The sequence below is a fragment of the Pantoea phyllosphaerae genome (assembly GCF_051025595.1).
In the GTDB taxonomy this organism is placed as follows: domain Bacteria; phylum Pseudomonadota; class Gammaproteobacteria; order Enterobacterales; family Enterobacteriaceae; genus Pantoea.
In genome coordinates this window covers 20,667-42,275 of record NZ_JBPFDE010000022.1, presented here as the reverse complement: position 1 = coordinate 42,275, position 21,609 = coordinate 20,667, and the positions used below count along the sequence as shown (strand labels likewise).

17 protein-coding genes and 1 tRNA gene are annotated in these 21,609 nt (G+C 58.9%); 8 read left to right on the top strand and 10 right to left on the bottom strand.

Going from position 1 to position 21,609, the window contains the following annotated elements:
- Nucleotide 1: 1 nt before the first annotated feature.
- Together ACR6A7_RS20170 and orn are read right to left on the bottom strand one after the other, a co-directional pair.
- A tRNA-Gly gene (locus tag ACR6A7_RS20170) sits at nucleotides 2-77 on the bottom strand.
- A 154-nt stretch (nucleotides 78-231) separates the two neighbouring features.
- Entirely contained in the window at nucleotides 232-780 is a 549-nt protein-coding gene (orn, locus tag ACR6A7_RS20165; protein ID WP_434127038.1) for an oligoribonuclease, read from the bottom strand.
- A 102-nt stretch (nucleotides 781-882) separates the two neighbouring features.
- Here orn and rsgA point away from each other — a divergent pair, with 102 nt between their 5' ends.
- The 3 genes from rsgA (at nucleotide 883) to mscM (ending at nucleotide 6,316) form a co-directional block, all read left to right on the top strand.
- Nucleotides 883-1,926, top strand: a complete 1,044-nt coding sequence (gene rsgA / locus ACR6A7_RS20160; RefSeq protein ID WP_434127037.1) for a small ribosomal subunit biogenesis GTPase RsgA — start codon at nucleotides 883-885, stop codon at nucleotides 1,924-1,926.
- Nucleotides 1,927-2,063: 137 nt separating this feature from the next.
- Complete coding sequence (gene asd / locus ACR6A7_RS20155) at nucleotides 2,064-2,960, top strand: archaetidylserine decarboxylase (protein ID WP_434127036.1); 897 nt, start codon at nucleotides 2,064-2,066, stop codon at nucleotides 2,958-2,960.
- 20 nt (nucleotides 2,961-2,980) lie between these two features.
- Entirely contained in the window at nucleotides 2,981-6,316 is a 3,336-nt protein-coding gene (mscM, locus tag ACR6A7_RS20150; RefSeq protein ID WP_434127035.1) for a miniconductance mechanosensitive channel MscM, read from the top strand.
- Between the two features lie 115 nt (nucleotides 6,317-6,431).
- On the opposite strand, the gene mdh is transcribed toward mscM, so the two are convergent.
- Nucleotides 6,432-7,370 carry a malate dehydrogenase gene (mdh, locus tag ACR6A7_RS20145; RefSeq protein WP_434127034.1) on the bottom strand — a complete coding sequence of 313 codons (939 nt, stop codon included), beginning with the start codon at nucleotides 7,368-7,370 and terminating at the stop codon, nucleotides 6,432-6,434.
- A gap of 420 nt (nucleotides 7,371-7,790) precedes the next feature.
- On the opposite strand from mdh, the gene argR reads away from it, so the two are divergent.
- The 4 genes from argR to yhcN (ACR6A7_RS20125) all read left to right on the top strand — a co-directional run bounded on the left by argR (nucleotide 7,791) and on the right by yhcN (ACR6A7_RS20125) (nucleotide 9,715).
- Nucleotides 7,791-8,261 carry a transcriptional regulator ArgR gene (gene argR, locus ACR6A7_RS20140; protein WP_103794479.1) on the top strand — a complete coding sequence of 157 codons (471 nt, stop codon included), beginning with the start codon at nucleotides 7,791-7,793 and terminating at the stop codon, nucleotides 8,259-8,261.
- Between the two features lie 473 nt (nucleotides 8,262-8,734).
- Nucleotides 8,735-8,998, top strand: coding sequence for a peroxide/acid stress response protein YhcN (gene yhcN, locus ACR6A7_RS20135; RefSeq protein ID WP_434127040.1), 264 nt, complete (start codon nucleotides 8,735-8,737; stop codon nucleotides 8,996-8,998).
- Between the two features lie 92 nt (nucleotides 8,999-9,090).
- Nucleotides 9,091-9,357 (top strand): YdgH/BhsA/McbA-like domain containing protein, encoded by a 267-nt coding sequence (locus tag ACR6A7_RS20130; RefSeq protein WP_434127033.1) that lies wholly within the window; start codon nucleotides 9,091-9,093, stop codon nucleotides 9,355-9,357.
- A 94-nt stretch (nucleotides 9,358-9,451) separates the two neighbouring features.
- Nucleotides 9,452-9,715, top strand: coding sequence for a peroxide/acid stress response protein YhcN (gene yhcN, locus ACR6A7_RS20125; protein ID WP_434127032.1), 264 nt, complete (start codon nucleotides 9,452-9,454; stop codon nucleotides 9,713-9,715).
- A gap of 62 nt (nucleotides 9,716-9,777) precedes the next feature.
- Here yhcN (ACR6A7_RS20125) and ACR6A7_RS20120 read toward each other — a convergent pair whose 3' ends face one another.
- From ACR6A7_RS20120 to aaeX, 5 genes are all read right to left on the bottom strand, one after another.
- A complete protein-coding gene (locus ACR6A7_RS20120; protein WP_434127031.1) occupies nucleotides 9,778-10,047 on the bottom strand; it encodes a barstar family protein in 270 nt (89 codons plus the stop codon).
- Nucleotides 10,048-10,097: 50 nt separating this feature from the next.
- Complete coding sequence (locus ACR6A7_RS20115) at nucleotides 10,098-11,558, bottom strand: NAD-dependent succinate-semialdehyde dehydrogenase (protein ID WP_434127030.1); 1,461 nt, start codon at nucleotides 11,556-11,558, stop codon at nucleotides 10,098-10,100.
- 112 nt (nucleotides 11,559-11,670) lie between these two features.
- On the bottom strand, nucleotides 11,671-13,626 hold the full coding sequence (aaeB, locus tag ACR6A7_RS20110; protein WP_434127029.1) for a p-hydroxybenzoic acid efflux pump subunit AaeB: 1,956 nt from the start codon (nucleotides 13,624-13,626) through the stop codon (nucleotides 11,671-11,673).
- Nucleotides 13,627-13,637: 11 nt separating this feature from the next.
- On the bottom strand, nucleotides 13,638-14,570 hold the full coding sequence (gene aaeA / locus ACR6A7_RS20105) for a p-hydroxybenzoic acid efflux pump subunit AaeA (RefSeq protein ID WP_434127028.1): 933 nt from the start codon (nucleotides 14,568-14,570) through the stop codon (nucleotides 13,638-13,640).
- A 7-nt stretch (nucleotides 14,571-14,577) separates the two neighbouring features.
- Nucleotides 14,578-14,781: a p-hydroxybenzoic acid efflux pump operon protein AaeX gene (aaeX, locus tag ACR6A7_RS20100; protein WP_033754795.1), complete on the bottom strand. Its 204-nt coding sequence runs from the start codon at nucleotides 14,779-14,781 to the stop codon at nucleotides 14,578-14,580.
- Nucleotides 14,782-15,052: 271 nt separating this feature from the next.
- On the opposite strand from aaeX, the gene aaeR reads away from it, so the two are divergent.
- Nucleotides 15,053-15,970: an HTH-type transcriptional activator AaeR gene (aaeR, locus tag ACR6A7_RS20095; protein ID WP_434127027.1), complete on the top strand. Its 918-nt coding sequence runs from the start codon at nucleotides 15,053-15,055 to the stop codon at nucleotides 15,968-15,970.
- Nucleotides 15,971-16,075: 105 nt separating this feature from the next.
- Here aaeR and tldD read toward each other — a convergent pair whose 3' ends face one another.
- Both tldD and yhdP read right to left on the bottom strand, forming a co-directional pair.
- Complete coding sequence (tldD, locus tag ACR6A7_RS20090) at nucleotides 16,076-17,521, bottom strand: metalloprotease TldD (protein ID WP_434127026.1); 1,446 nt, start codon at nucleotides 17,519-17,521, stop codon at nucleotides 16,076-16,078.
- A gap of 126 nt (nucleotides 17,522-17,647) precedes the next feature.
- On the bottom strand, nucleotides 17,648-21,463 hold the full coding sequence (gene yhdP / locus ACR6A7_RS20085; protein ID WP_434127025.1) for an AsmA2 domain-containing protein YhdP: 3,816 nt from the start codon (nucleotides 21,461-21,463) through the stop codon (nucleotides 17,648-17,650).
- Nucleotides 21,464-21,609 lie beyond the last annotated feature (146 nt).

The following is a 21,609-nucleotide window of genomic DNA, read 5'->3' as shown; positions in this document are numbered from 1 at the left end:
TTGGAGCGGGAAACGAGACTCGAACTCGCGACCCCGACCTTGGCAAGGTCGTGCTCTACCAACTGAGCTATTCCCGCGCCTTGTACCGTTGTATAAATTCTTCATCGGTACGGGGTGCGCATTATACGAGAAATTACTGCTGCTGCAAGAGTCTAAAAGCAAAATTTTGCGCTTTCGATTCGTTTGCCGATTAAAGCAGCAACCTGCTGTTTTCCTGCGCACCTTTCAGGGCTAAAGCTGCAAAAAGTGCTCGCGGTAGTATGCCAGCTCGGCGACCGATTCGCGAATATCATCCAGCGCCTGATGCGTGCCCGCCTTTTTGAAACCGGGCAGAATTTCCGGCTTCCAGCGACGCGCCAGCTCTTTTAAGGTGCTGACGTCGAGATAGCGATAGTGGAAGTAGGCTTCCAGCTCCGGCATGTATTTAAAAAGAAAACGGCGATCCTGACCAATACTGTTGCCGCAAATTGGCGAGCTGTTAGCAGGCACCCACTGCTTAAGAAATTCAATCGTCGCCAGTTCGGCGCGGCGATCGTCGAACTCGCTGGCTTTTACGCGCTCCACCAGCCCGCTCGCGGTATGGGTGCGCACGTTCCACTCGTCCATCAGCGCCAGCTGTGCGTCGGATTGATGCACCGCCATGACCGGCCCTTCCGCCAGAATATTGAGATTCGCGTCGGTCACCAGCGTGGCAATCTCGATAATGCGGTCGCGCTCCGGATCCAGTCCGGTCATCTCCAGATCGATCCAAATCAGATTACTTTCATTTCCTGTCGCCATGCTTTTTCCCGCCGTAGCCGTAGTCGTCATCAAGAGTGAATAAGGTGTATCATAGACGTTTTGCCCAACCGGGCGAAGTCTGACGAAAGCCTGAGAGGATGCGTGAGCAAAAATAAACTGTCGAAAGGTCAACAACGTCGCGTCAGCGCTAACCATCAGCGTCGTCTGAACCAGCGCGATGCGCCGGAAGCTGACGACAATCTGTTTGGTGAAGCGGCCGAAGGCGTCGTGATCAGCCGTTTCGGCATGCACGCAGACGTCGAGGACGCCGCAGGCGAGGTGCATCGCTGCAACCTGCGCCGCACGATCCGTTCGCTGGTGACCGGCGATCGCGTCGTCTGGCGTCCGGCGCTCGGCGGCGGCAAAGGCATCGTCGAGGCGGTGCACGAGCGCAGCAGCGTGCTGACGCGTCCCGACTACTACGACGGGCTAAAGCCGATCGCCGCCAATATCGACCAGATCATTATCGTTTCGGCGATTTTGCCTGAGCTGTCGCTTAATATTATCGACCGCTATCTGGTGGCGAGCGAAACCCTGGGCATCGAACCGCTGCTGGTGCTGAACAAGACCGACCTGCTGGATGACGAGGCGCGTGCCTTTGTCGACCAGCAGATGGATATCTATCGCCGTATCGGCTATCGCGTGCTGATGGTCTCCAGCCATGCCAAAGCGGGCCTGGCAGATCTTGAAGCGGCGCTGACCGATCGCATCAGCATTTTCGCTGGGCAATCTGGCGTCGGCAAGTCGAGCCTGCTGAACGCCCTGCTCGGCCTGGACGCGGCGCTGGAAACCGCCATCGTTACCAACGACGTCTCTGACGTTTCCGGGCTAGGCCAGCACACCACCACCGCATCGCGCCTGTACCATTTTCCCCACGGCGGCGACGTGATCGATTCGCCGGGCGTGCGCGAGTTCGGCTTATGGCACCTTGAGCCGGAACAAATTACCCGCGGATTTGTCGAATTTCGTGAATTTATCGGCGGTTGTAAGTTCCGCGACTGTAAGCACGGCAGCGATCCCGGCTGCGCTATTCGCGCGGCCGTCGAGGCGGGCCAGATAGACGTTTCGCGCTTCGACAATTATCACCGTATTCTGGAGAGCATGGCGCAGGTGAAAACGCGCAAGAATTTCTCCTCCAGCGAGTGATGCTCGCTGCTTACCGCGGCATTGACCCTGCATCGCCTCTGTAACGGACGGGATCACGGGGAAATTCGCCATCTGACCGGGGCGCTGATATGATTCGCCCCCTTTTGATTGACGCGAAACAAAGCCAGGAGGCTAAGGTGTTTGATCGTGTAAAACTCGGCCTGAATCATGTACTGCCGAAAAAATGGTTAACGGAACTTGCCGGTTGGGGTGCCAGCCGTCGTGGCGGATGGTTGACCAAACTGGTGATTGATATCTTCGTCTGGTTCTACAAAGTGGATATGTCGGAAGCGCGGAAGTCCGACACCGCCAGCTATCGCACCTTTAACGACTTTTTTGTTCGTCCGTTAAAAGATGACGCGCGTCCGGTCGATCCCGACGCGAACCTGATCGTGCTGCCTGCCGACGGCGCCATCAGCCAGCTGGGCCGCATCGAAGGCGATCAGATTTTCCAGGCGAAAGGCCATCACTATACGCTCGACGCGCTGTTAGCGGGTCAGGAAACGATGGCGGCGCAGTTCCGCGACGGCCATTTCGTTACCACTTACCTTGCGCCGCGCGACTACCATCGCGTGCATATGCCGTGCAACGGCATTCTGCGCGAGATGATCTACGTGCCGGGCGATCTCTACTCGGTGAACCCGCTGACGGCGCGCAATATCCCGAATTTATTCGCGCGCAACGAGCGCGTGATCTGCTATTTCGATACCGACATCGGCCCGATGGTGCAGATCCTCGTGGGCGCCACTATCGTCGGCAGCATCGAAACCAGCTGGGCCGGCACCATTACGCCGCCGCGCGAAGGGGTGATCAAACGCTGGCACTATCCGGCTGCGGATAGCGAAGGTGCCGTTGTGCTGCTGAAAGGCCAGGAGATGGGCCGCTTTAAGCTCGGATCCACCGTGATTAATCTGTTCGCGCCGGGACGCGTTAAGCTGGCAGAGAGCCTGGAAGCTGAAAGCAAGACGCGTCTTGGCCAGCCGCTGGCTATCGCGCTGCCGCAGACTGCCCCCGTCGACGTTGTCGCCGACTAACCGCTGAGAGTGTTTTTGCTGTGCGATCGTTTCTCATCCTGCTGCTGAGCCTCTGGCTCAGCACCTCAGCGCTGGCGGCCACCGTGCCGGACGCCAGCCAACTTAAACAGGCGCTGGACGAGGCGAAAGCGGCAAAAAGCTCTCCCGCGCAGGCGGATCAGGTGCAGTCTCTCGAGGCTGCCCTCAACTCTCTTTCCGAACGCGATGCGTCGCTGGAGCGCGCAAAGCAGTATCAGCAGGTCATCGACGATTTTCCCCGCCTCGCGCGCGAGCTGCGCCAACAAATCACCTCGTTAGACGACGGCAGCAAAAGCGTGCGCAGCACCAGCAGTATGAGCAGCGCCCAGCTCGATCAGGAGATTCTGCAGGTCAGCAGCCAGCTGCTGGAAGAGGGCCGCCAGGCGCAGCAGGAGCAGGATCGCGCGCGCGAGATCAGCGACTCGCTGTCGCAGCTTCCACAACAGCAAACCGACGCGCGTCGGGCCATGACCGAGAGCGACCGCCGCTTGCAGAGCGGCTCTGCCACTGCGTCGTCGCAGAGCCAGGCGCAGCTGTGGGCGCGCCAGGCGGAAAATGCGGTCAATAAGGCGCGCGTGGACGAGCTGGAGCTGGCGCAGCTCTCCGCCAACAATCGTCAGGAGCTGGCGCGCATGCGCGCCGATCTGCATCAGCGCAAAGCGGCGCAGCTCGACAACTATCTGCAGGCGCTGCGCAATCAGTTAAATGAACAGCGTCAGCGCGAGGCGGAGCTGGCGCTGGCGCGCACCGAGCAGCTGGCGGAAAACAGCGGCGACCTGCCACCGGTTATCAGCGATCAGTTTCGCGTTAACCGCGATCTTTCTGCCGCACTGAACCAGCAGGCGCAGCGTATGGATCTGGTGGCCTCTCAGCAGCGGCTGGCGACCAATCAGATTATCCAGGTACGTCAGGCGCTGGGCACCCTGCGCGAACAGTCACAGTGGCTCGGCGCCTCCAATTTACTGGGCGAAGCGCTGCGCGCGCAGGTAGCGCGACTGCCTGATATGCCTAAGTCGCAGCAGATCGACAACGAAATGGCGCAGCTGCGCGTGCAGCGCCTGCATTATGAAGATCTGCTGCAGCAGCAGGAGACGCTGCGCAAAGCGCATCAGCCCGACGGACAGCCCTTCAGTGCCGAACAGCGCCGTATTCTGGAGGCGCAGTTGAAGACCCAGCGCGAGCTGCTAAATTCGCTGATCTCCGGCTGCGATACGCTGATCCTTGAGATTACCAAGCTCAAGGTCGCCAATACCCAGCTGCAGGATGCGCTGACCGACGTGAAAGACGCCACCCACCGCTATCTGTTCTGGACGGCAGACATCAGCCCGGTCGGCCTGAACTACCCGGTGGAAGTGGCGCGCGATCTGTCGCGCCTGCTGTCGCTCGATACCCTGAGTCAGCTCGGCAAAGCGCTGGCGATGATGGTCACCAGCCGCGAGACCGTACTGCCCTTAATCGGCGCGGTGCTGCTGGTCGGCTTCAGCCTCAGAACGCGCCGCCACTTCAACGCCTTTCTGGCGCGCTCGGCGAGCAAGGTAGGTAAAGTGACGCAGGATCGCTTTCGCCTGACGATGCGCACCGTTTTCTGGTCGATTCTGGTGGCGCTGCCGCTGCCTGTGCTCTGGGCGGCGCTCGGCTACGGGCTACAGCACGCCTGGCCCTACCCCATCGCGGTGGCGTTTGGCGACGGCATTACGGCGACGCTGCCGCTGCTGTGGGCCTTTATGATCAGCGCCGCGTTCGCCCGGCCTAACGGCCTGTTTGTGGTGCATTTTCGCTGGCCGCAAACCCGCGTGGCGCGCGCGACCCGCTACTACTCGCTGACCATCGGCTTGATTGTGCCGCTGATTATGCTGCTGATCGCCTTCGCCAATATGGAGGATCGCCAGTTTTCCGCCTCGCTTGGCCGACTCTGCTTTATCCTGATCTGCGGCGCGCTGTCGATCGTTACCGTGAGCCTGAAGCGCGCCGGCATCCCGCTCTATCTGGATAAAGAGGGTAACGGTGAGAATCTGGTAAACCGCGTGCTGTGGAACCTGATGATCGCCATTCCGCTGGCGGCCGCCCTCGCCTCGATGATTGGCTATCTGGCGACCGCGCAGGCGCTGCTGGCGCGACTGGAGACCTCTGTCGCTATCTGGTTCCTGCTGCTGGTGATCTACCACATTATCCGCCGCTGGATGCTGATCCAACGGCGGCGCATCGCCTTTGACCGCGCGCGTCAGCGCCGTGCCGATATGCTGGCTAACCGCGCGCGCCATGAAGATGAGAAAGAGTCCGCCGCGCAAAATGGCGAGGTTGAGATCGATGAGCCGATTATCGACCTTGACGCCATCAGCGCGCAGTCGCTGCGGCTGGTGCGCTCAATCCTTACCCTAGTTGCGCTGGTGTCAGTGATTGTGCTCTGGTCGGAGATCCATTCCGCCTTCGGCTTTCTCGAGAATATTCGACTGTGGGACGTCAGCACCACGGTACAGGGCGTGGAGAGCATTCAGCCGATTACGCTGGGCTCGGTGCTGATTGCGATTCTGGTGCTGATTATCACCACCCAGCTGGTGCGCAATATGCCCGCGCTGCTGGAGCTGGCGCTGCTGCAGCACCTCAATCTGACGCCCGGCACCGGTTACGCCATTACCACGCTGACCAAGTATGTGCTGATGCTGGTTGGCGGCCTGATTGGCTTCTCAATGATCGGCATCGAGTGGTCGAAGCTGCAGTGGCTGGTCGCCGCGCTCGGTGTGGGGCTCGGTTTTGGTCTGCAGGAAATTTTCGCCAACTTTATTTCTGGCCTGATTATCCTCTTCGAGAAGCCGATCCGTATCGGCGATACCGTAACCATCCGCGATTTGACCGGCAGCATTACGCGCATCAATACGCGCGCCACCACCATTATCGACTGGGACCGCAAAGAGATTATCGTCCCGAACAAGGCCTTTATTACCGAGCAGTTCGTCAACTGGTCGCTTTCCGACTCGGTGACGCGCGTAGTGCTGACTATCCCTGCGCCCGCGCATGTCAACAGCGAAGAGGTAACGACGGTGCTGAGACAGGCGTGCGAACGCTGCAGCTATGTGCTGGACGTGCCGGCGCCGGATGTCTTCCTGGTCGATCTGCAGCAGGGCATTCAGCTGTTCGAGCTGCGTATCCATGCGGCGGAGATGGGCCACCGCATGCCGCTGCGCCACGAGCTGCATCAGCTGATCCTGAAAGGCTTTGCCGAGCACGGTATCGAAATGCCCTTCCCGCCTTTCCAGGTGCGTATGGAGACGCTGGGCAAGAAGACGCCAGCCAGCAACGGCACGCCGGCAGCGCGCACCTTTAAATCTGGCGGCCTGTAGCGCGGCGGTGAACGGGTAAAGGCGCGTAATGAAAGGAAGGGAAAAGCGGTTCACACGCTGCAGAGGCCCGTTAAGCCGGGCCTCGTCAGCGGTGAAAAGAGTCTGAACGCAGCGCTTACTGCTTCACGAACTCCTCGCCCTGCGCGATATCTTTTTTCAAGGTCTCCAGCATGCCGTTTAACGCCTGCTGTTCAAAATCGCTCAGCGCGCCGATAGCGCGTCGCTCGGCGATGCCGTTCTTGCCCAGCAGCAGCGGCTGCGAGAAGAAGCGAGCGTACTCGCCGTCGCCCTCTACGTAAGCGCACTCCACTACGTTCGCTTCGCCCTGCAGGGCGCGCACCAGCGACAGGCCGAAGCGCGCCGCGGCCTGACCCATCGACAGCGTCGCCGATCCGCCGCCCGCTTTAGCTTCGACCACCTCCGTCCCCGCATTCTGGATACGTTTCGTCAGGCTGGCGACCTCGTCTTCGCTAAAGCTTACGCCTTTCACCTGCGACAGCAGCGGCAGGATGGTCACGCCGGAGTGGCCGCCGATTACCGGCACCTCAACCTCATCTGGCTGCTTGCCTTTTAGCTCGGCGACAAAGGTATTTGCGCGGATAATATCCAGCGTGGTGACGCCGAACAGCCGGTTTTTGTCATAGACGCCGTGCTTTTTCAGCACGTCAGCGGCGATGGCTACCGTGGTATTGACCGGGTTAGTAATAATGCCAACAAGCGCTTTAGGCGCGGTTTGCGCCACCTGCTCGATCAGGTTGCGCACGATGCCTGCGTTAACGTTAAACAGATCGGCGCGATCCATGCCTGGCTTACGCGCGACGCCCGCTGAGATCAGGATGACGTCCGCACCCTGCAGCGCAGGCGTCGCGTCTTCGCCGCTAAAGCCCTGAATTTTGACCGCGGTGGGAATATGGCTGAGATCCACCGCTACACCGGGCGTCACCGGCGCAATATCATAGAGCGTAAGTTCAGAACCCGCAGGAAGCTGGGTTTTTAACAGAAGGGCGAGCGCCTGACCAATTCCGCCAGCAGCGCCAAGAACGGCAACTTTCATTCTGTACTCCTTATTAAGGTGGGGCAGAGTAGAGCCGAATTTCCATCTGTGTTAAGACCTGAATCAACTTCTCAGACGATGACAAACCCACTGTTCATTATGCGTGCAGCAGCACTTAATCTTTTGGGTTGCTACTTTGTCAGCACAACGCGCCTGAATGACCAACAACAATGTCGATGGCAGATAGAGCACGGCCATGATAGCTATCCATATGACACCTCAATTGTATAACAATTCTGCAACCTTCGCTTTTCCTGCTCTTGCGTCTTTTTGGTCTGTGCTAAAAATTTTGCTATCATTGCCGCCCGCAACCCGCTGCGCCTGCCTTTTTTATCGACTAATTGCATAAAAATTCATTCATATGCATAATAATGTATCTGCCGTCGGCGGGCGTTCGGCATTTTTCTTTACTGGTAGCTTATGCGAAACCCATCTAAACAAGACGAATTGATTAAAGCGTTTAAAGCCTTGTTAAAACAAGAGAAATTCAGCTCTCAAGGCGAAATTGTACAGGCGCTTCAGGAGGAAGGCTTCGACAATATCAATCAGTCGAAGGTGTCTCGTATGCTGACTAAATTTGGCGCGGTGCGCACGCGTAACGCCAAAATGGAGATGGTTTACTGTCTGCCGGCGGAACTGGGCGTGCCGACCACCACCAGCCCGTTAAAAAATCTGGTGCTGGATATCGACTATAACGATGCGCTGATCGTGATTCGCACCAGCCCTGGCGCAGCGCAGCTGATCGCCCGTCTGCTTGACTCGCTAGGCAAAGCGGAAGGCATTCTCGGCACCATCGCTGGCGACGATACGATCTTTATCACGCCCGCGCGCGCGTTCACCGTCAGAAAACTGCATAGCGCGCTTCTTACCGTATTTGAGCAAGAGCTTTAAATCGCTTCTTTTGACCGGCAGCCCTGCTGCCGGTCGCTCTGCCTGCCCTGCTTGCCCCTCATTCACCGCTTATTCAGTTCCTTAACTTATTCCTCTACCTGCTGACGTCATGAGTCTGTATGGTCATACCTATTTGCCTGCTTAACCTTCCGCGCTATTTTACGCTGCTTTACACTATGTGATTAGCGGTAATGCCCAGATCTAAATCAATAACCAGCGACATTCACCATAGCCTTTCGCACAAAAAGATAAAGTCACCCATCCTGCTATTTTTAAAGGCATTTAACCGCTATAGCCTGGTTTTTAACCCGTTTTTATAACCATAAAGAATAAAAATGAGCCATAAGGATAAAGAATCACAACAAAACATTATTAGGCAGGTATTAATTTCATGCGTTATTAGTTCTATACTTCTTTTCGTGACGCAAATCACATCAAACAAAAAGAGAAAAACAGACGACGAGGAAATATATATGAACGTTAAAACTACTATCGCAACTTTGAGCATTCTGTCTGCCCTGTCATTCGGTGCTTTTGCAGCGGAATCTATCGACGCCCAGCAGGCGCAAAATCTGCAGTCAATTGGCTCAGTCAGCGTAAGCGGCGTAGCGGGTTCTCCAATGCAGATTAAAGAAGAGCTGAATGCGAAGGCAGAGCAGAAAGGCGCCAGCGCTTACCGCGTTATCGAGGCTTATAACAACGGCAACTACCACGCTACCGCCGAGCTGTATAAATAAGCGCGTTAGCCAGATGTCGTTGGACGGGCAGCCTTATTGAAGCGCGCATTGCGCATCGGGTGGCCTTATCGATGAATTCAGGAGAGTAGACCATGAAAACCAAATCTCTTATTGCTTTAGCCGCGCTGACCGCCACGCTGTCATTCGGTGCCAGCGCAGCCAGTCTGGTATCGAATCAACAGGCCCAAACGCTGCAGCCGCTGAATCAGACCATCAGCATCAGCGGTCATGACGGCGATCAGACCAATATCCGTCAGGCGCTTTCTCAGAAGGCGGATGCGCAGGGCGCAAGCCACTACCGCATCATTGAGAACAACCAGGACGACACCTATCACGTCACGGCTGAACTCTATAAATAATTAACCGATCGGGCGCCCACGCGACGCCTGCTATATCGACGACCCGCATCATGATGTCAACCGCAGGTTGTTGATTGTAATGAGGAGACGAACAATGAAAATCAAAACAACCATCGCAACCGTTAGCCTGCTTTCCGTCATCGCATTCGGCGCTCAGGCAGCGCAGTTGGTTACCGGCGATCAGGCACAGAACATGCAGCCTGCGGGCACAGTGACAATCAGTGGTACAGCGGGCGCGCCGATGGATTACCGCGCACAGCTTTCGCAGAAAGCCGATGAACAAGGTGCCAGCGCTTATAAAGTGATCGAAGCGCGCACTGGCGACAACTATCACTTTACTGCTGAACTCTATAAATAATTCCTCGTCAACAACTGCTGACGAACCCTTTGGCCTCGCTTGTCGGGGCCCTTTTTGTCGGGTTACCGGATATTAAAGCGGAGCTGGCCCTCCAGCTCCTCTTCCGCCTCATCAAATAACAGGATCAGTGCGCCGTAGCGCCGTTTCTGCCCCTTTCCCAGATTGATAAATTCAATTTCCAGCGGCATCGGCAGCTCCTCGCCGGTGAGGACGTCCCATAACGCATCCAGGTCGCCAATACGATACATGTTCAGGGCAAAGCGCTCGCTGAACTGGCGGAAAAAATGCGACTGGTCGACGATCTCGTCAAAGTCGAAACGCTCGGTTTTCATAGTGAAGGCTCCTGTCCTTCCTCACCGGGCGGCGCGGGGCCGCCCGCGCGTTAGCTGTCGCTCAGGCCGCCGATATGCAGCGCCTTGACCTCCAGGTACTCTTCCAGGCCAAGCACGGAACCTTCGCGCCCCAGCCCCGACTCTTTTACACCGCCAAATGGCGCCAGCTCGGTCGACACCGCACATTCGTTGATGCCGATCATGCCGCTTTCCAGCGCGGCAGAGACGCGAAAGACGCGCTGCAGGTTCTGGGTATAAAAGTAGGCCGCAAGGCCAAACTCGGTATCGTTAGCGCGACGAATCACCTCCTGCTCGTCGCTAAAGCGGAAGCAGGCCGCCACCGGGCCAAAGGTCTCTTCCCGTGCCAGCTTCATCTCTTCGTGCGCGTCGGCGATTACCGTCGGCTGCCAGAAATTGCCGCCCAGCGCGTGACGTTCACCGCCGGTGACGATCCGTCCGCCTTTTGCTTTGGCGTCCTTCACGTGCTCCTCCACTTTATCCACGGCAGAAGCCTCAATCAGCGGGCCTACCACCACGCCCTCCTCTACGCCGTTGCCGACCTTGAGCTTTTTCACCTCCTCCGCCAGCTGGTTGACAAAGCGGTCGTACACGGCGTCGCGGATATAGAAGCGGTTGACGCTGACGCAGACCTGGCCGGCATTGCGGAATTTATTGGCGATAGCACCTTTAACCGCCGCGTCGATATCCGCATCTTCAAAAACGATATAGGGTGCGTTGCCCCCCAGCTCCATCGACACCTTTTTCATGGTGTCAGCGGCGTTGCGCACCAGCGTTTTGCCGACTGCGGTCGAGCCGGTGAAGGAAATTTTGCGCACCGCCTTGCTGGCCATAATTGCATCGCTAATGGCGTGGGTATCACCAGCCACCGCGTTAAGCACGCCGTCCGGCACGCCTGCTTTTTTCGCCAGCGCCAGCAGCGCAAAAGCGCTCAGCGGCGTGTTGTTTGCCGGCTTGATAATACCGGTACAGCCTGCCGCCAGTGCGGGACCAAGTTTGCGCGTCAGCATTGCCATGGGAAAGTTCCACGGCGTGATCGCGGCAACGACGCCGATCGGCTCGCGCGTGGCCAGAATGCGCGAGCCCGGTTTGGCCGGTGGAATAATTTCGCCATTAGCGCGCTTCGCCTGCTCGGCGAACCACTGAATAAAGCTGGCGGCATATTCCACCTCGCCTTCCGCCTCTTTCAAAGGCTTGCCCTGTTCGGCTGTCATCAGCTGCGCCAGCCAGGCTTTGTTGTCGATCATCAGCTGATACCAGCGATAGAGGATCTCGGAACGCGCTTTGGCGGTCTGCGAACGCCAGGCAGGAAAGGCGCGTTCGGCGGCGGCGATCGCCCGTTCTGTTTCGGCCTTGCCCGCCTTCGCCACGGCGGCCAGTACTTCACCGGTGGCCGGGTTCAATACGTCAAAGGTGGCGGCGGCGCGATGCCATTCACCATTAACCAGATAGCCGGTTTGAAAAAGTTCGCTGTTGTGTAGCGGGGTCGTCATGAGGTCGCTCCTGTCAGTTTCTCTTCCTGTCAGAAAAGTATAGATGGCAAAAGCGAGGGTTTTAGGAAAGGCGTGGCGCTGGCGCGGCCGCTGCGCCGGGCAGCGGCCAGATTCAGATTTGGATGAGGGTGTTCTGGTATTTGCTGAGCATATCGGCAAGGCGCTTCACCGGCTCGGTGACGCTGAGCGGCGCATCGTACTGCACCAGCTTCTGCTGATAGACCTCAAACTCCGCCAGCAGCTGTTCAAAATAGTGGCGCCGTTTCTCATCGCTGCGCGCTGAAATCACGCGATCCGCCGTAGCACGCAGCTGGCGATGGAAGGCCGACAGATCGGCGTTGACCGGCACGTCCGCACTGCGCAGCCGCTGATGGCCGATAATCAGCGTCAGCGCAATACGATACTTGTCGATATCGCCAGGAAACAGGTTCAGCAGCATAAACAGCTGTTGATAGAGCGCGGGAAGATGGTTTTCGCGACGGCGCGCCTGGTTGGTGGTCAGCGCCGACACCGCAGCATACATAAAGCGGTTAAGCAGCTTACGTCCGGTGCGCGCTTTCGATTTGTCGCGAATAAGCAGGATGACCATCAGGGCGACGAACGCACCGATCATCTGCCCCAGCACGTTGTCGATGAACACGCTCAGGTGGAAGGTCATGGGATTATCCAGAACCAGCACGTTGATGGTTCCGGCCAGCGCACCGAGCGTGCCTATCTGACGACGCTGTATCAGGATGCCGCTAATGAAGCCGAGCAGGCCGATGGCGATGCAGAGCAGCAGCACGCTCTGCTGGGTGCTGGGCAGCAGGTACATAAAATAGAACGAGCTCAGCGGCACCGCAAAAATCATACCGTAGAAAAAATCCTTCGCCATCATCAGCGGATTCGGCACGCGCATCGCCAGCGCGGTGATCACCGCCAGCATCACCATACAGCCGCTGCCGGAGGTCCAGCCGGTATAGAGCCAGAACAGCGAGCCGAGGGCAGTGGCGACAAAGGTACGGATGCCGTTAATCATCGCGTGGTGGGTTTCAGCGGAGCGCGCCTGGATAACGATTTCGCGCTTGAGAATGCTCTCTTCTACCGTTGTGATGCGGCTGTTGCTTTTAATCCCTTTCAGCAGCAGCAAATATTCCGTTGCCGCGCCGACCCAGCTTGCCAGCGTCACGGGCGCCTTGCCCTCTTCGCTGGCGCCGATCACCCGGCGCATCACTTTCATGCGTCGGTGCACGTCGGCAACGCTTTCCACCTTCTTCTCAATCAGCAGACGATACTGCGAGGGAATATATTCGGGGCGCGAATTCTGGATAAGGAAGGTTTCCGCCGCCTGGGTAATCATGGTCAGCGACAGCGTGTTGAGCATCTGCAGCCGACGGTTGGCGTTTTGCCAGCGCGACGACTCCATCATCAGCTGGCCGCGCATAGTGCCGAGCGCCGAGGTGCGGCGCACCAGCGCGCTCCACGCCTTGTCGACCTCCTCTTTGTCCTCGTGCGCCACGCAGAGCTGCAGCAGGCGATAATGCGCCACCAACAGCGCATCGACTTCACTGTCGATGACCTTTTTAATCGAGCGCGGCGAGAAGAGCATATCCGCCAGAATGGCGCAGAGAATGCCGAGCACAATCTCGCTGCAACGCTCAACCGCAAACTGCGGCACCAGCGTCAGGCCATTGTTGGCGTCGGCGGTCACCACGATAATCAGCGCGGTATAGCCTGCGAGCCCCAGCGCATAGGAGTTTTCGACTTTGATCAGCGAGGAGAGCCAGACGCAGACGCCCGCCCAGATGCAGCAGAGCAGCAGCATCACCACCGGCGCGCGTACCGTAGCGATCATAATGGTCAGCGCGGCGATACAGCCGATAAAAGTCCCGATAATACGCAGCACGCCGCGATAGCGCAGCGCGCCGGAATAGGGATCGCCGCCGGCGACAAAAGCGGTGCCGCCCGCGACGATGCCGGCGGTCATTACCGCCCAGCGAGGCGTTTCAAGATTAAGGTGAAAGCCGATCATCAGCGCTGCCACCAGCGCGAAGGTCAGCTTGATCGGGAAACGCAGGAACTCGATCATATCGCCCCCGCTTAACCAAACTCACGCAGGCGATTGAAGAGACGCGACATCGGCGACACCTGCGTATCGGCGCGATCGTGCTGGCCGGTAATCACCACCGTCGCGGTAGTGCCCGCCGGGAAGCGATTGCCGGGCTGCCTATCGAGACGAACGCGCACCGGAACGCGCTGCGCCAGACGTACCCACTCGAGGTTGGAATCCACGGTCGCCATGCCTTTATTGTCGACCGAGCTGCTGCTGTTGGTCACGCCAGCGGCGACGCTGTCGACGGTGCCACGCAGCACCACGTTGCTGCCGAGCGGCGTCACTTCGGCGCGATAACCCGGCTCGACGCCGTGCAGCTTGGTCTCTTCAAGATAGGCCAGCACGTAGAAAGAGTGCTGCTGCACCAGCGCTACCGCCACCGAACCACGGGTAATGAATTCGCCCTTGTAGACGTTGAGGTTGGTCACCCAGCCGTCGGACGGCGCGGTGATGGCAGTGCGATCCAGATCGATCTTCGCCAGGTCCCGCGTGGCGATCGATTTCGCCAGCTGATGTTCCGTGGTTTGCAGATCGTTGTTCGCCTGGTCGATCGCTTCGCGCGACATCGCCGAGGTGCCCAGCTGGTTGCGGCGCGACGCCTCACGACGTTTTTCGCTGACCAGCGCCTGGTAGTACTCGACGTCGGCCTGCGCCTGATCCAGCGCTTTTTGATAGCGTGGACGATCCACGACAAACAGGGTATCGCCCTTTTTTACCAGCTGGTTGTCATGCACGGGTACGTCGGTAATCAAACCCGTCACGTCCGGCGAAATCGCCACGACATCCGCCGCGAATTTAGCGTCGCGCGTCCACGGCGACTCGGTGTAAAACACCCAGGCGCGAAAGATGATAACAATAGCGATGATAACCAGCAGGATAGTAATCGCGTAACGCGCGATTTTTCTTATTAGCGATTTCACTTAGACCTCAGACGAATAGACGGGATACCAGGTAAAACACACAGCAGTAGAGCGCCGTGTTAAAAAGCGCCGGATGCCATACGAGATCGTAGATACCGCTTGGCGTCAGCAGTCGTTTCACCAGCCAGAACAGCATTAGCGAGACGATTAACTCAATGAAGATGGGCGGGAAAGAGAGCCCAAATACGACAAAAACCGGAAGCACACTCATCAGGGATCCTTAGTACGACCATGCCGGGATGATCCTTAGCCTGCCCGGCTGCAAGCCGCAACGGCTGGGTGGCGGATGACAGCATCCGAACCACTGCTGAGTAAATAATAGCGTATCATCGGGCGGCAACAGACGTTTGCATCAGGTCAGCTTGACCCTTCCCGGGCAAAAGCGAATCACCGGGAAATACCCGGGCGCGCATATAGTAACGCGCCTGACTATACGTTTTCTACAGAATGTGAGCTAAATCACTTTTTAATCAGAGTAAACAATGGAACGACTGAAAGGCATGTCAATTTTCGCCAAAGTGGTTGAATTAGGTTCTTTTACCGCCGCCGCACGCCAGCTTCACCTCAGCGTTTCGTCTATCAGTCAGATTATGGCGAAACTGGAAGATGAGCTACAGGTTAAGCTGCTGAACCGCAGCACGCGCAGTATCGGCCTGACCGAGGCGGGTAAAATCTATTATCAGGGCTGTCGCCGCATGCTGGCTGAAGCCACGCAGGTGCACGAGCAGCTCTACGCGTTCAACAATACGCCGGTCGGCACGCTGCGCATCGGCAGCTCCTCTACCATGGCGCAAAACGTCCTCGCCGAAATGACCAGCAATATGCTGCGCGAGTACCCCGGCCTGAGCGTAAATCTGGTGGCGGGCATTCCGGCGCCGGACCTGATCGCCGACGGGCTCGATTTAGTGATTCGCGTGGGCGCGCTGAAGGACTCCAGCCTTTTTTCTCGCCGCCTCGGCGCGATGCCAATGGTGGTGTGCGCGGCGAAAAGCTATCTGCAGCAGCACGGCGTGCCAGAGAAGCCGGCAGATGTCGATAACTTTTCCTGGCTTGAGTACAGCGTGCGTCCCGATAACAATTTCGAGCTAATCGCGCCCGAAGGGCTGGTTTCGCGCCTCTCGCCGCAGGGCCGTTTCGTCACCAACGATTCGCTGACGCTGATCCGCTGGCTCAAGGCTGGTAACGGTATCGCCTATGTGCCGATGATGTGGGTGATTGAGGAGATTAACGCAGGGGAGATCGATATTCTTTTCCCGCAGTATCAGTCCGATCCCCGTCCGGTGTATGCGCTTTATACCGAGAAGGATAAGCTGCCGCTGAAGGTGCAGGTGTGCATCGACTATCTCACGGAGTATTTCCAGCAGGTGGCGGAGCAGTATCAGCAGCATCGCGCCAGCTGACGACCTGCGCCGTGACCAGCGCTCAAAGCGCTAGGGCTGGCATCCTTGCCAGATGCGCGCGCGGGGCGCGTAGCCCTGCGCGCGCTGTCAGCGATGGGCGGACGATCAGGCGGTGCCGCCGACGGTGAGTTTATCCAGCTTCAGCGTCGGCTGACCGACGCCGACCGGTACGCTCTGGCCCTCTTTACCGCATACGCCGACGCCTTTATCCAGCGCCAGATCGTTGCCGACCATTGAGATTTGCTGCATTGCTTCAATGCCGGAACCGATGAGCGTGGCACCTTTCACCGGCTTCGTCACCTTGCCGTTCTCAATCAGGTAGGCCTCTGAGGTCGAGAAGACAAATTTGCCGGAGGTGATGTCGACCTGACCGCCGCCGAAATTAGGCGCGTAGATGCCATATTCGACGCTTTCGATAATCTCCTGCGGCGTCGATTTGCCCGCCAGCATATAGGTGTTGGTCATACGCGGCATCGGCAGATGCGCATAGGACTCGCGGCGGCCGTTACCGGTCGGCGCGACGCCCATCAGACGCGCGTTGAGCTTGTCCTGCATATAGCCTTTCAGCACGCCGTTTTCGATCAGCACGTTGTACTGGCCCGGCACGCCTTCGTCATCTACCGCCAGCGAACCGCGCAGCCCTTCGAGGGTGCCGTCATCCACTACGGTGCAGAGTTCGGACGCCACCAGCTGGCCCATCTTGCCGCTGAATACCGAGGTTTCGCGGCGGTTGAAGTCGCCTTCCAGGCCGTGGCCTACCGCTTCATGCAGCAGCACGCCCGGCCAGCCCGCGCCCAGCACCACCGGCAACGCGCCTGCCGGTGCGGCGACGGCGGAAAGGTTGACCAGCGCCATACGCACCGCCTCTTTCGCCCAGGCGTCGGCGCGCACGTCGCCGTTTTCATCAGCGAGGAAGAATTCGTAGCCGACGCGCGCGCCGCCGCCGCTGGCGCCGCGTTCGCGTTTGCCGTTATCCTCAACCAGCACGCTGACGGAGAGGCGCACCAGCGGACGCACGTCCGTTGCCAGCGTGCCGTCGGTCGCCGCCACCAGCACCTGCTCGTAAACGCCGGTCAGGCTGGCGTTGACCTCCTGCACGCGCGCGTCTGCGGCGCGCGCCACTTTGTCGACGCGCTGCAGCAGCGCAATTTTATCTTCGCGCGTCAGGCTGTCGAGCGGGTTAATCGGCTGATAGAGCGCGCGATGCATCACGCTGGAAAGAGTATGCGCCTTGCCGTTGCCCTGCTCGCGCACGATGCTGCGCGCCGCTTCCGCCGACTGGCGCAGCGCGTTCAGGGTAATCTGGTCCGCATAGGCGAAGCCGGTTTTTTCGCCGCTGACGGCGCGCACGCCCACGCCCTGGTCGATATGCCAGGAGCCGTCTTTGATAATTCTGTCCTCCAGCACCCAGGATTCATGGAAGCTGGACTGAAAGTAGAGGTCGGCATAATCCAGACGACGTTCTGAAAGCTGCCCTAACAGGGAAAACAGATCCTGCTGATTAATATTGTTAGCAGTTAGCAACTGCTCACTTACCAGGTTCAGAGTCATCGTATCTCGCTCGTTTTATGCTCAGATAATGAGGGTGTGACACGCATTATGCGTCAGTGCCTTGTGGCCCTGCGCTAATAACGTCAGATTTTACTAGCCTGCGGCAATTCCCTGACGGCGTCAAATTCACTGCTTCTCTTCTTCACGCGGTTTGCGTAGCACTTCATTGATTTGCGGCTTATCCAGCGGGCCGCTGATGTGATAGCGCAGCAGCGAAATCTTATTCCACAGCGGACCCAGCACCTTGCTTGCGGCGAAGACCGCCGCGCCCACAACCGGGTTAATCACGAAGGCGGTCGCAACCCCAACCGAGGCAGAAATCTCGGGCGCGACCACCGCTTCCATATCGATATTGCGCTTCACTAAATCGACCTTGCCCTGCATAGCGATATCCGCTTCAAGGCCATCCACCAGCAGGTTATCGGTGCGCATCACGCCGTTTTCAATCCACGCGGTGCCGCTGATCGAATCGAAGTAAAAGCCGTCGTTATTAAATGTATCGTTAAAATCGAGACGCAGCTTGCGCAGCAGCGCATCGAAGCTCACCAGGCGCAGCAGCTGTCCCGCCGCACCGGTATTGACGTCGGCAATCTGCCCTTTGCCGAAGTGGGTTTTCAGCGTGCCGCTCAGCGTCTCCTCCGAAGGCTGCCACGGCGCTGAGCGCCAGTGCAAATCGTAATCGACCTTGAATGGAGCATCGCGCAGCGGCGTATTAACGCCGAACCAGTTGACGGCATTGTTAATATTGCTGCCGCTCAGCGAGCCCTTCAGCGAGGTGCGCGGAGCGTCAGGGCTGTTGACCCATTCGCCGGAAACCTTGAGGCGCGAGCTGCCGGTATCCACCAGACCGTTAGTAAGCGCTAACGTATCACCTTTCGGCGCGACCTGCGCCTGAATGCGTCCGAATTTCTGCCCCCGCAGCCAGCATTCGGCGCAGCTCAGCTGCAGCGCGGGCCAGCGGCTAAAGTCAATATTACTCGCCTGCTGCTGCTGCGGATGTGCCGCGCCGCTGCTGCTTTGCCATTCAGGATTGTAATAGAGGTAGTCGAGGGCGACGCGCCAGGCGGCGTTTTGCGCCATCGCCAGCGTGCCGCGGATTTCGCGCCCTGTAATGCTGACGTTGCTGCTGCCCTTAGCGCCTTGCTCCAGCGTCGCGTCGATATCATGCCACTGCTGCCCCGCCAGGGTGACCGCTGGCGTGCGCAGGGTGAGGTCGCCCGGCAGGGCCACGCCGCCCATCTCGCTCATGCCGCCGCCCTGAGCGGCGCCGCCTGCCATCATCAGTCCGGCCCAGGCTTCCCCGTCCAGTGCAGGCAGGTTCAATACCATGCCCGCGCGATCCGGCAAGGCGGGTTTGCTGCGGGCATCGTTTAGCCAGACGCCGCGCTCGACGCGCAGCTGTGGCTCAAGCAGCCAGCGGCTATTGAAGCGATGGCGATTCGCCACGCTGCCGCTGAGTTCGAACTGTTTCAGATCGCCGCTGGCATTGACCGCGATGGGCATCGCTTCGCCGCCGGTCTTGTTGAGCGGCGCCGGTAAGCGACTGCTTACTTCTTTTGCATCGCCTTTTAATTCGACGTCATAATGCGCTTCGCCCTGATGCGGCAGCTGGATGTTAACCTTGCCCTGCCACGGCAGATGGCCGCTAAGCTGGCTGGCGATCTGCGCGGGCACCTGCGACAGCTTCGCCGGCTGCCAGTCGCCATCGAGTTGGATGTTGACGCCGAAGTCCTGCGGATTCTCTTTGGTGCTAAAGCTGACGTTGACCGGCTGACCGAACCAGTTCGCGCGCAGCGTATCGCTGTCCAGATTGCCGTTATTAAAGCGGAAACGGCCGGTAAGGTTTTCCAGTGTCGTGCTGAGCGGCTTAATGTGCAAAGCGTTATTGTTAAGATCGACGTTGCCGCTGGCGTGCACCAGCTCGCCGTCGAGCGGAATATCAAGCTTCAGGTGCCCCTGGGTTTTTCCCTTTATCTCCAGCTGCTCCAGCGCTGCGCCCAGCGACTTTTTCAGCGGCGTATCCTGGAAATAGCGCGCGATCTGATCGCCGTTGCCGCTGATATCGCCGTCGATCAGCAGCTTCTCTTTCAGATAGTCCGGGATAGCCGCGCTGAAGTTGCTGACCTCCACTTCGCCCAGCCTGAAGCGCGGCGCCCGCATCCACAGCCCGTCGTTGATAAAGTCGAGGTCGATATCGACCTGCGTCACGTCAGGCCAGTTGGGCTGAAATGCGTAGGTTGCGTGCCGCAGCGGCACCCAGACCTGAAACATGCCGTCGTTGTGGCTAAAGGGGAACAGCTTCGGATTGCCAGCGAAAAGCAGCGTGGCGTTGTCGACCTGCCCGCCTTTGATGGCGCCGCTCAGATAGCGCGTTAGCGCCTTGCCCATCAGCGGCTGCGGAAAGTAGCGCCACGCGTCGCCCGCGTCGGTGACGCGGATGCCGGCGAGAATGTCGAGACGCGGCTCGCGCCCAGGATTTTGCTGATAGCGGAAATCACCGCGCGCCCAGAGCGATCGTGCCTGCACATTGAGATCATGACCGTCGAGCGTCAATCCGTTCGCGTCGCGCAGCCAGCTCAGCGAACCATGTAGCTGGTGGATCTCCAGCGGCGCGTTGAACATGGCGCTATAGGCTACATCGGTGCGGCCCATTGCGACCTTGACCTGCCCGTTACTCAGACTGCCGCGCGCCTCGCCGCTCAGGTTGCTGACGCCCGGCAGCAGCTGCCAGGGCTGCCAGCGGAAGTCGCGCCATTTGACCTGCATCCGCGTCTGATCCGGCTGATCCAGCGGAATATCCAGCGCCAGCCCTTCGATAGTGCCCTGCGGCTGCAGCGCGCGCCAGTTTTCGAACAGCGACGGCGACAGCGGCGCAAAGAGCGGCACCAGCGGCGCGATGCGGTTCAGCACCAGCTGCGTCGCCCTGACCCGCACTTCACCCTGATGTTCAGGGCCGAGCAGCTCTTTATCCTGCGGACGCCACAGCAGCGCGAAGTGCCCTGCTGGCCATGCCTCGCCGTCGGTGCTGAGACGCGTCTGCGGCACGTTGACCATCCAGCCGTTTTGATAGCGTGAGAGATGCGCGGTCAGGCCGTCGACCTGCAGGTGATGCGCGCCCTCTTCGCTCTGCCAGTTCGCACCGCCTTTGCGCAGCAGCAGATCGCCTGCGTAGAGCTCGCCTTCGCGCAGGCTGGCCCAGGCCGCCAGGCTAAAACGCGCGCTGTCGAGCCGCGTATTGTCGCGCATCCAGCGCCCCAGCCACGGTCGCACGTCGACATCGTCCGCCTGCATCCAGATGCGGCCGTCGTTGAGTAAGCCTTCGCTATCGTTTAAGTCGAGCCGCACCTGCACCACGCCGTGCTGGCCGGTAAAGCTGGAGAGGCTGACCTCGCCTTCCGCGCGATGGCGGGTCTTTTCGTTCAGCCAGGTCAGTTTCGGGATCGCCAGCTCTGCGCGCTGACCGGAAGGGGTACGGAAAAAGATCGAGCTGTCGCGCAGGTCGAAGTGGTCGAACTGACGCAGGAAAAGCTCATTGATGCGGCCGGGTCGGAAGCTGTTTTTCTCTTTATCGCTGGAGAAAAGCGGACGGTTGCTGTCGAGGCGCAGCTGCCAAAAGGTGAGATCGCGAAACTGCCAGCGCCAGTGAAGCAGCGACTGCCAGACATCCAGCGCCAGCGTAACGCGCGCAATGTCGAGCTTGCCGTTCTCCTGCATATCGACGCGCAAATCGCGGATCTGCAGAGTCGGCCCAAAAGTTTCCCAGCGGCCGCTCAGCGCGTTGGCGGTCACGCTGACGCCGCTGGCGCGCGAGACCGCCGACAGAATGTCGCTGCGGTAGCTGTCGAGGTGCGGCATCGCCAGACGCAGCCCGCTGACCAGCAGCGCCACGATCACAATCGCGGTCGCAACCAGCAGTAACATAATCCTCGGCAGCTGCCTCACACACCTCTCCTTGTCTTCCGCACTGGACGGATGGTTATCTCTCATACTCAACCGTCGCCAGACAATCAGCGGTATGAATGCGCATTTTAACCTAAGCGAGGCCGCTTTTTCAGCCCGTCGACGAGGGATTCGTCGAAAGCGAGGGC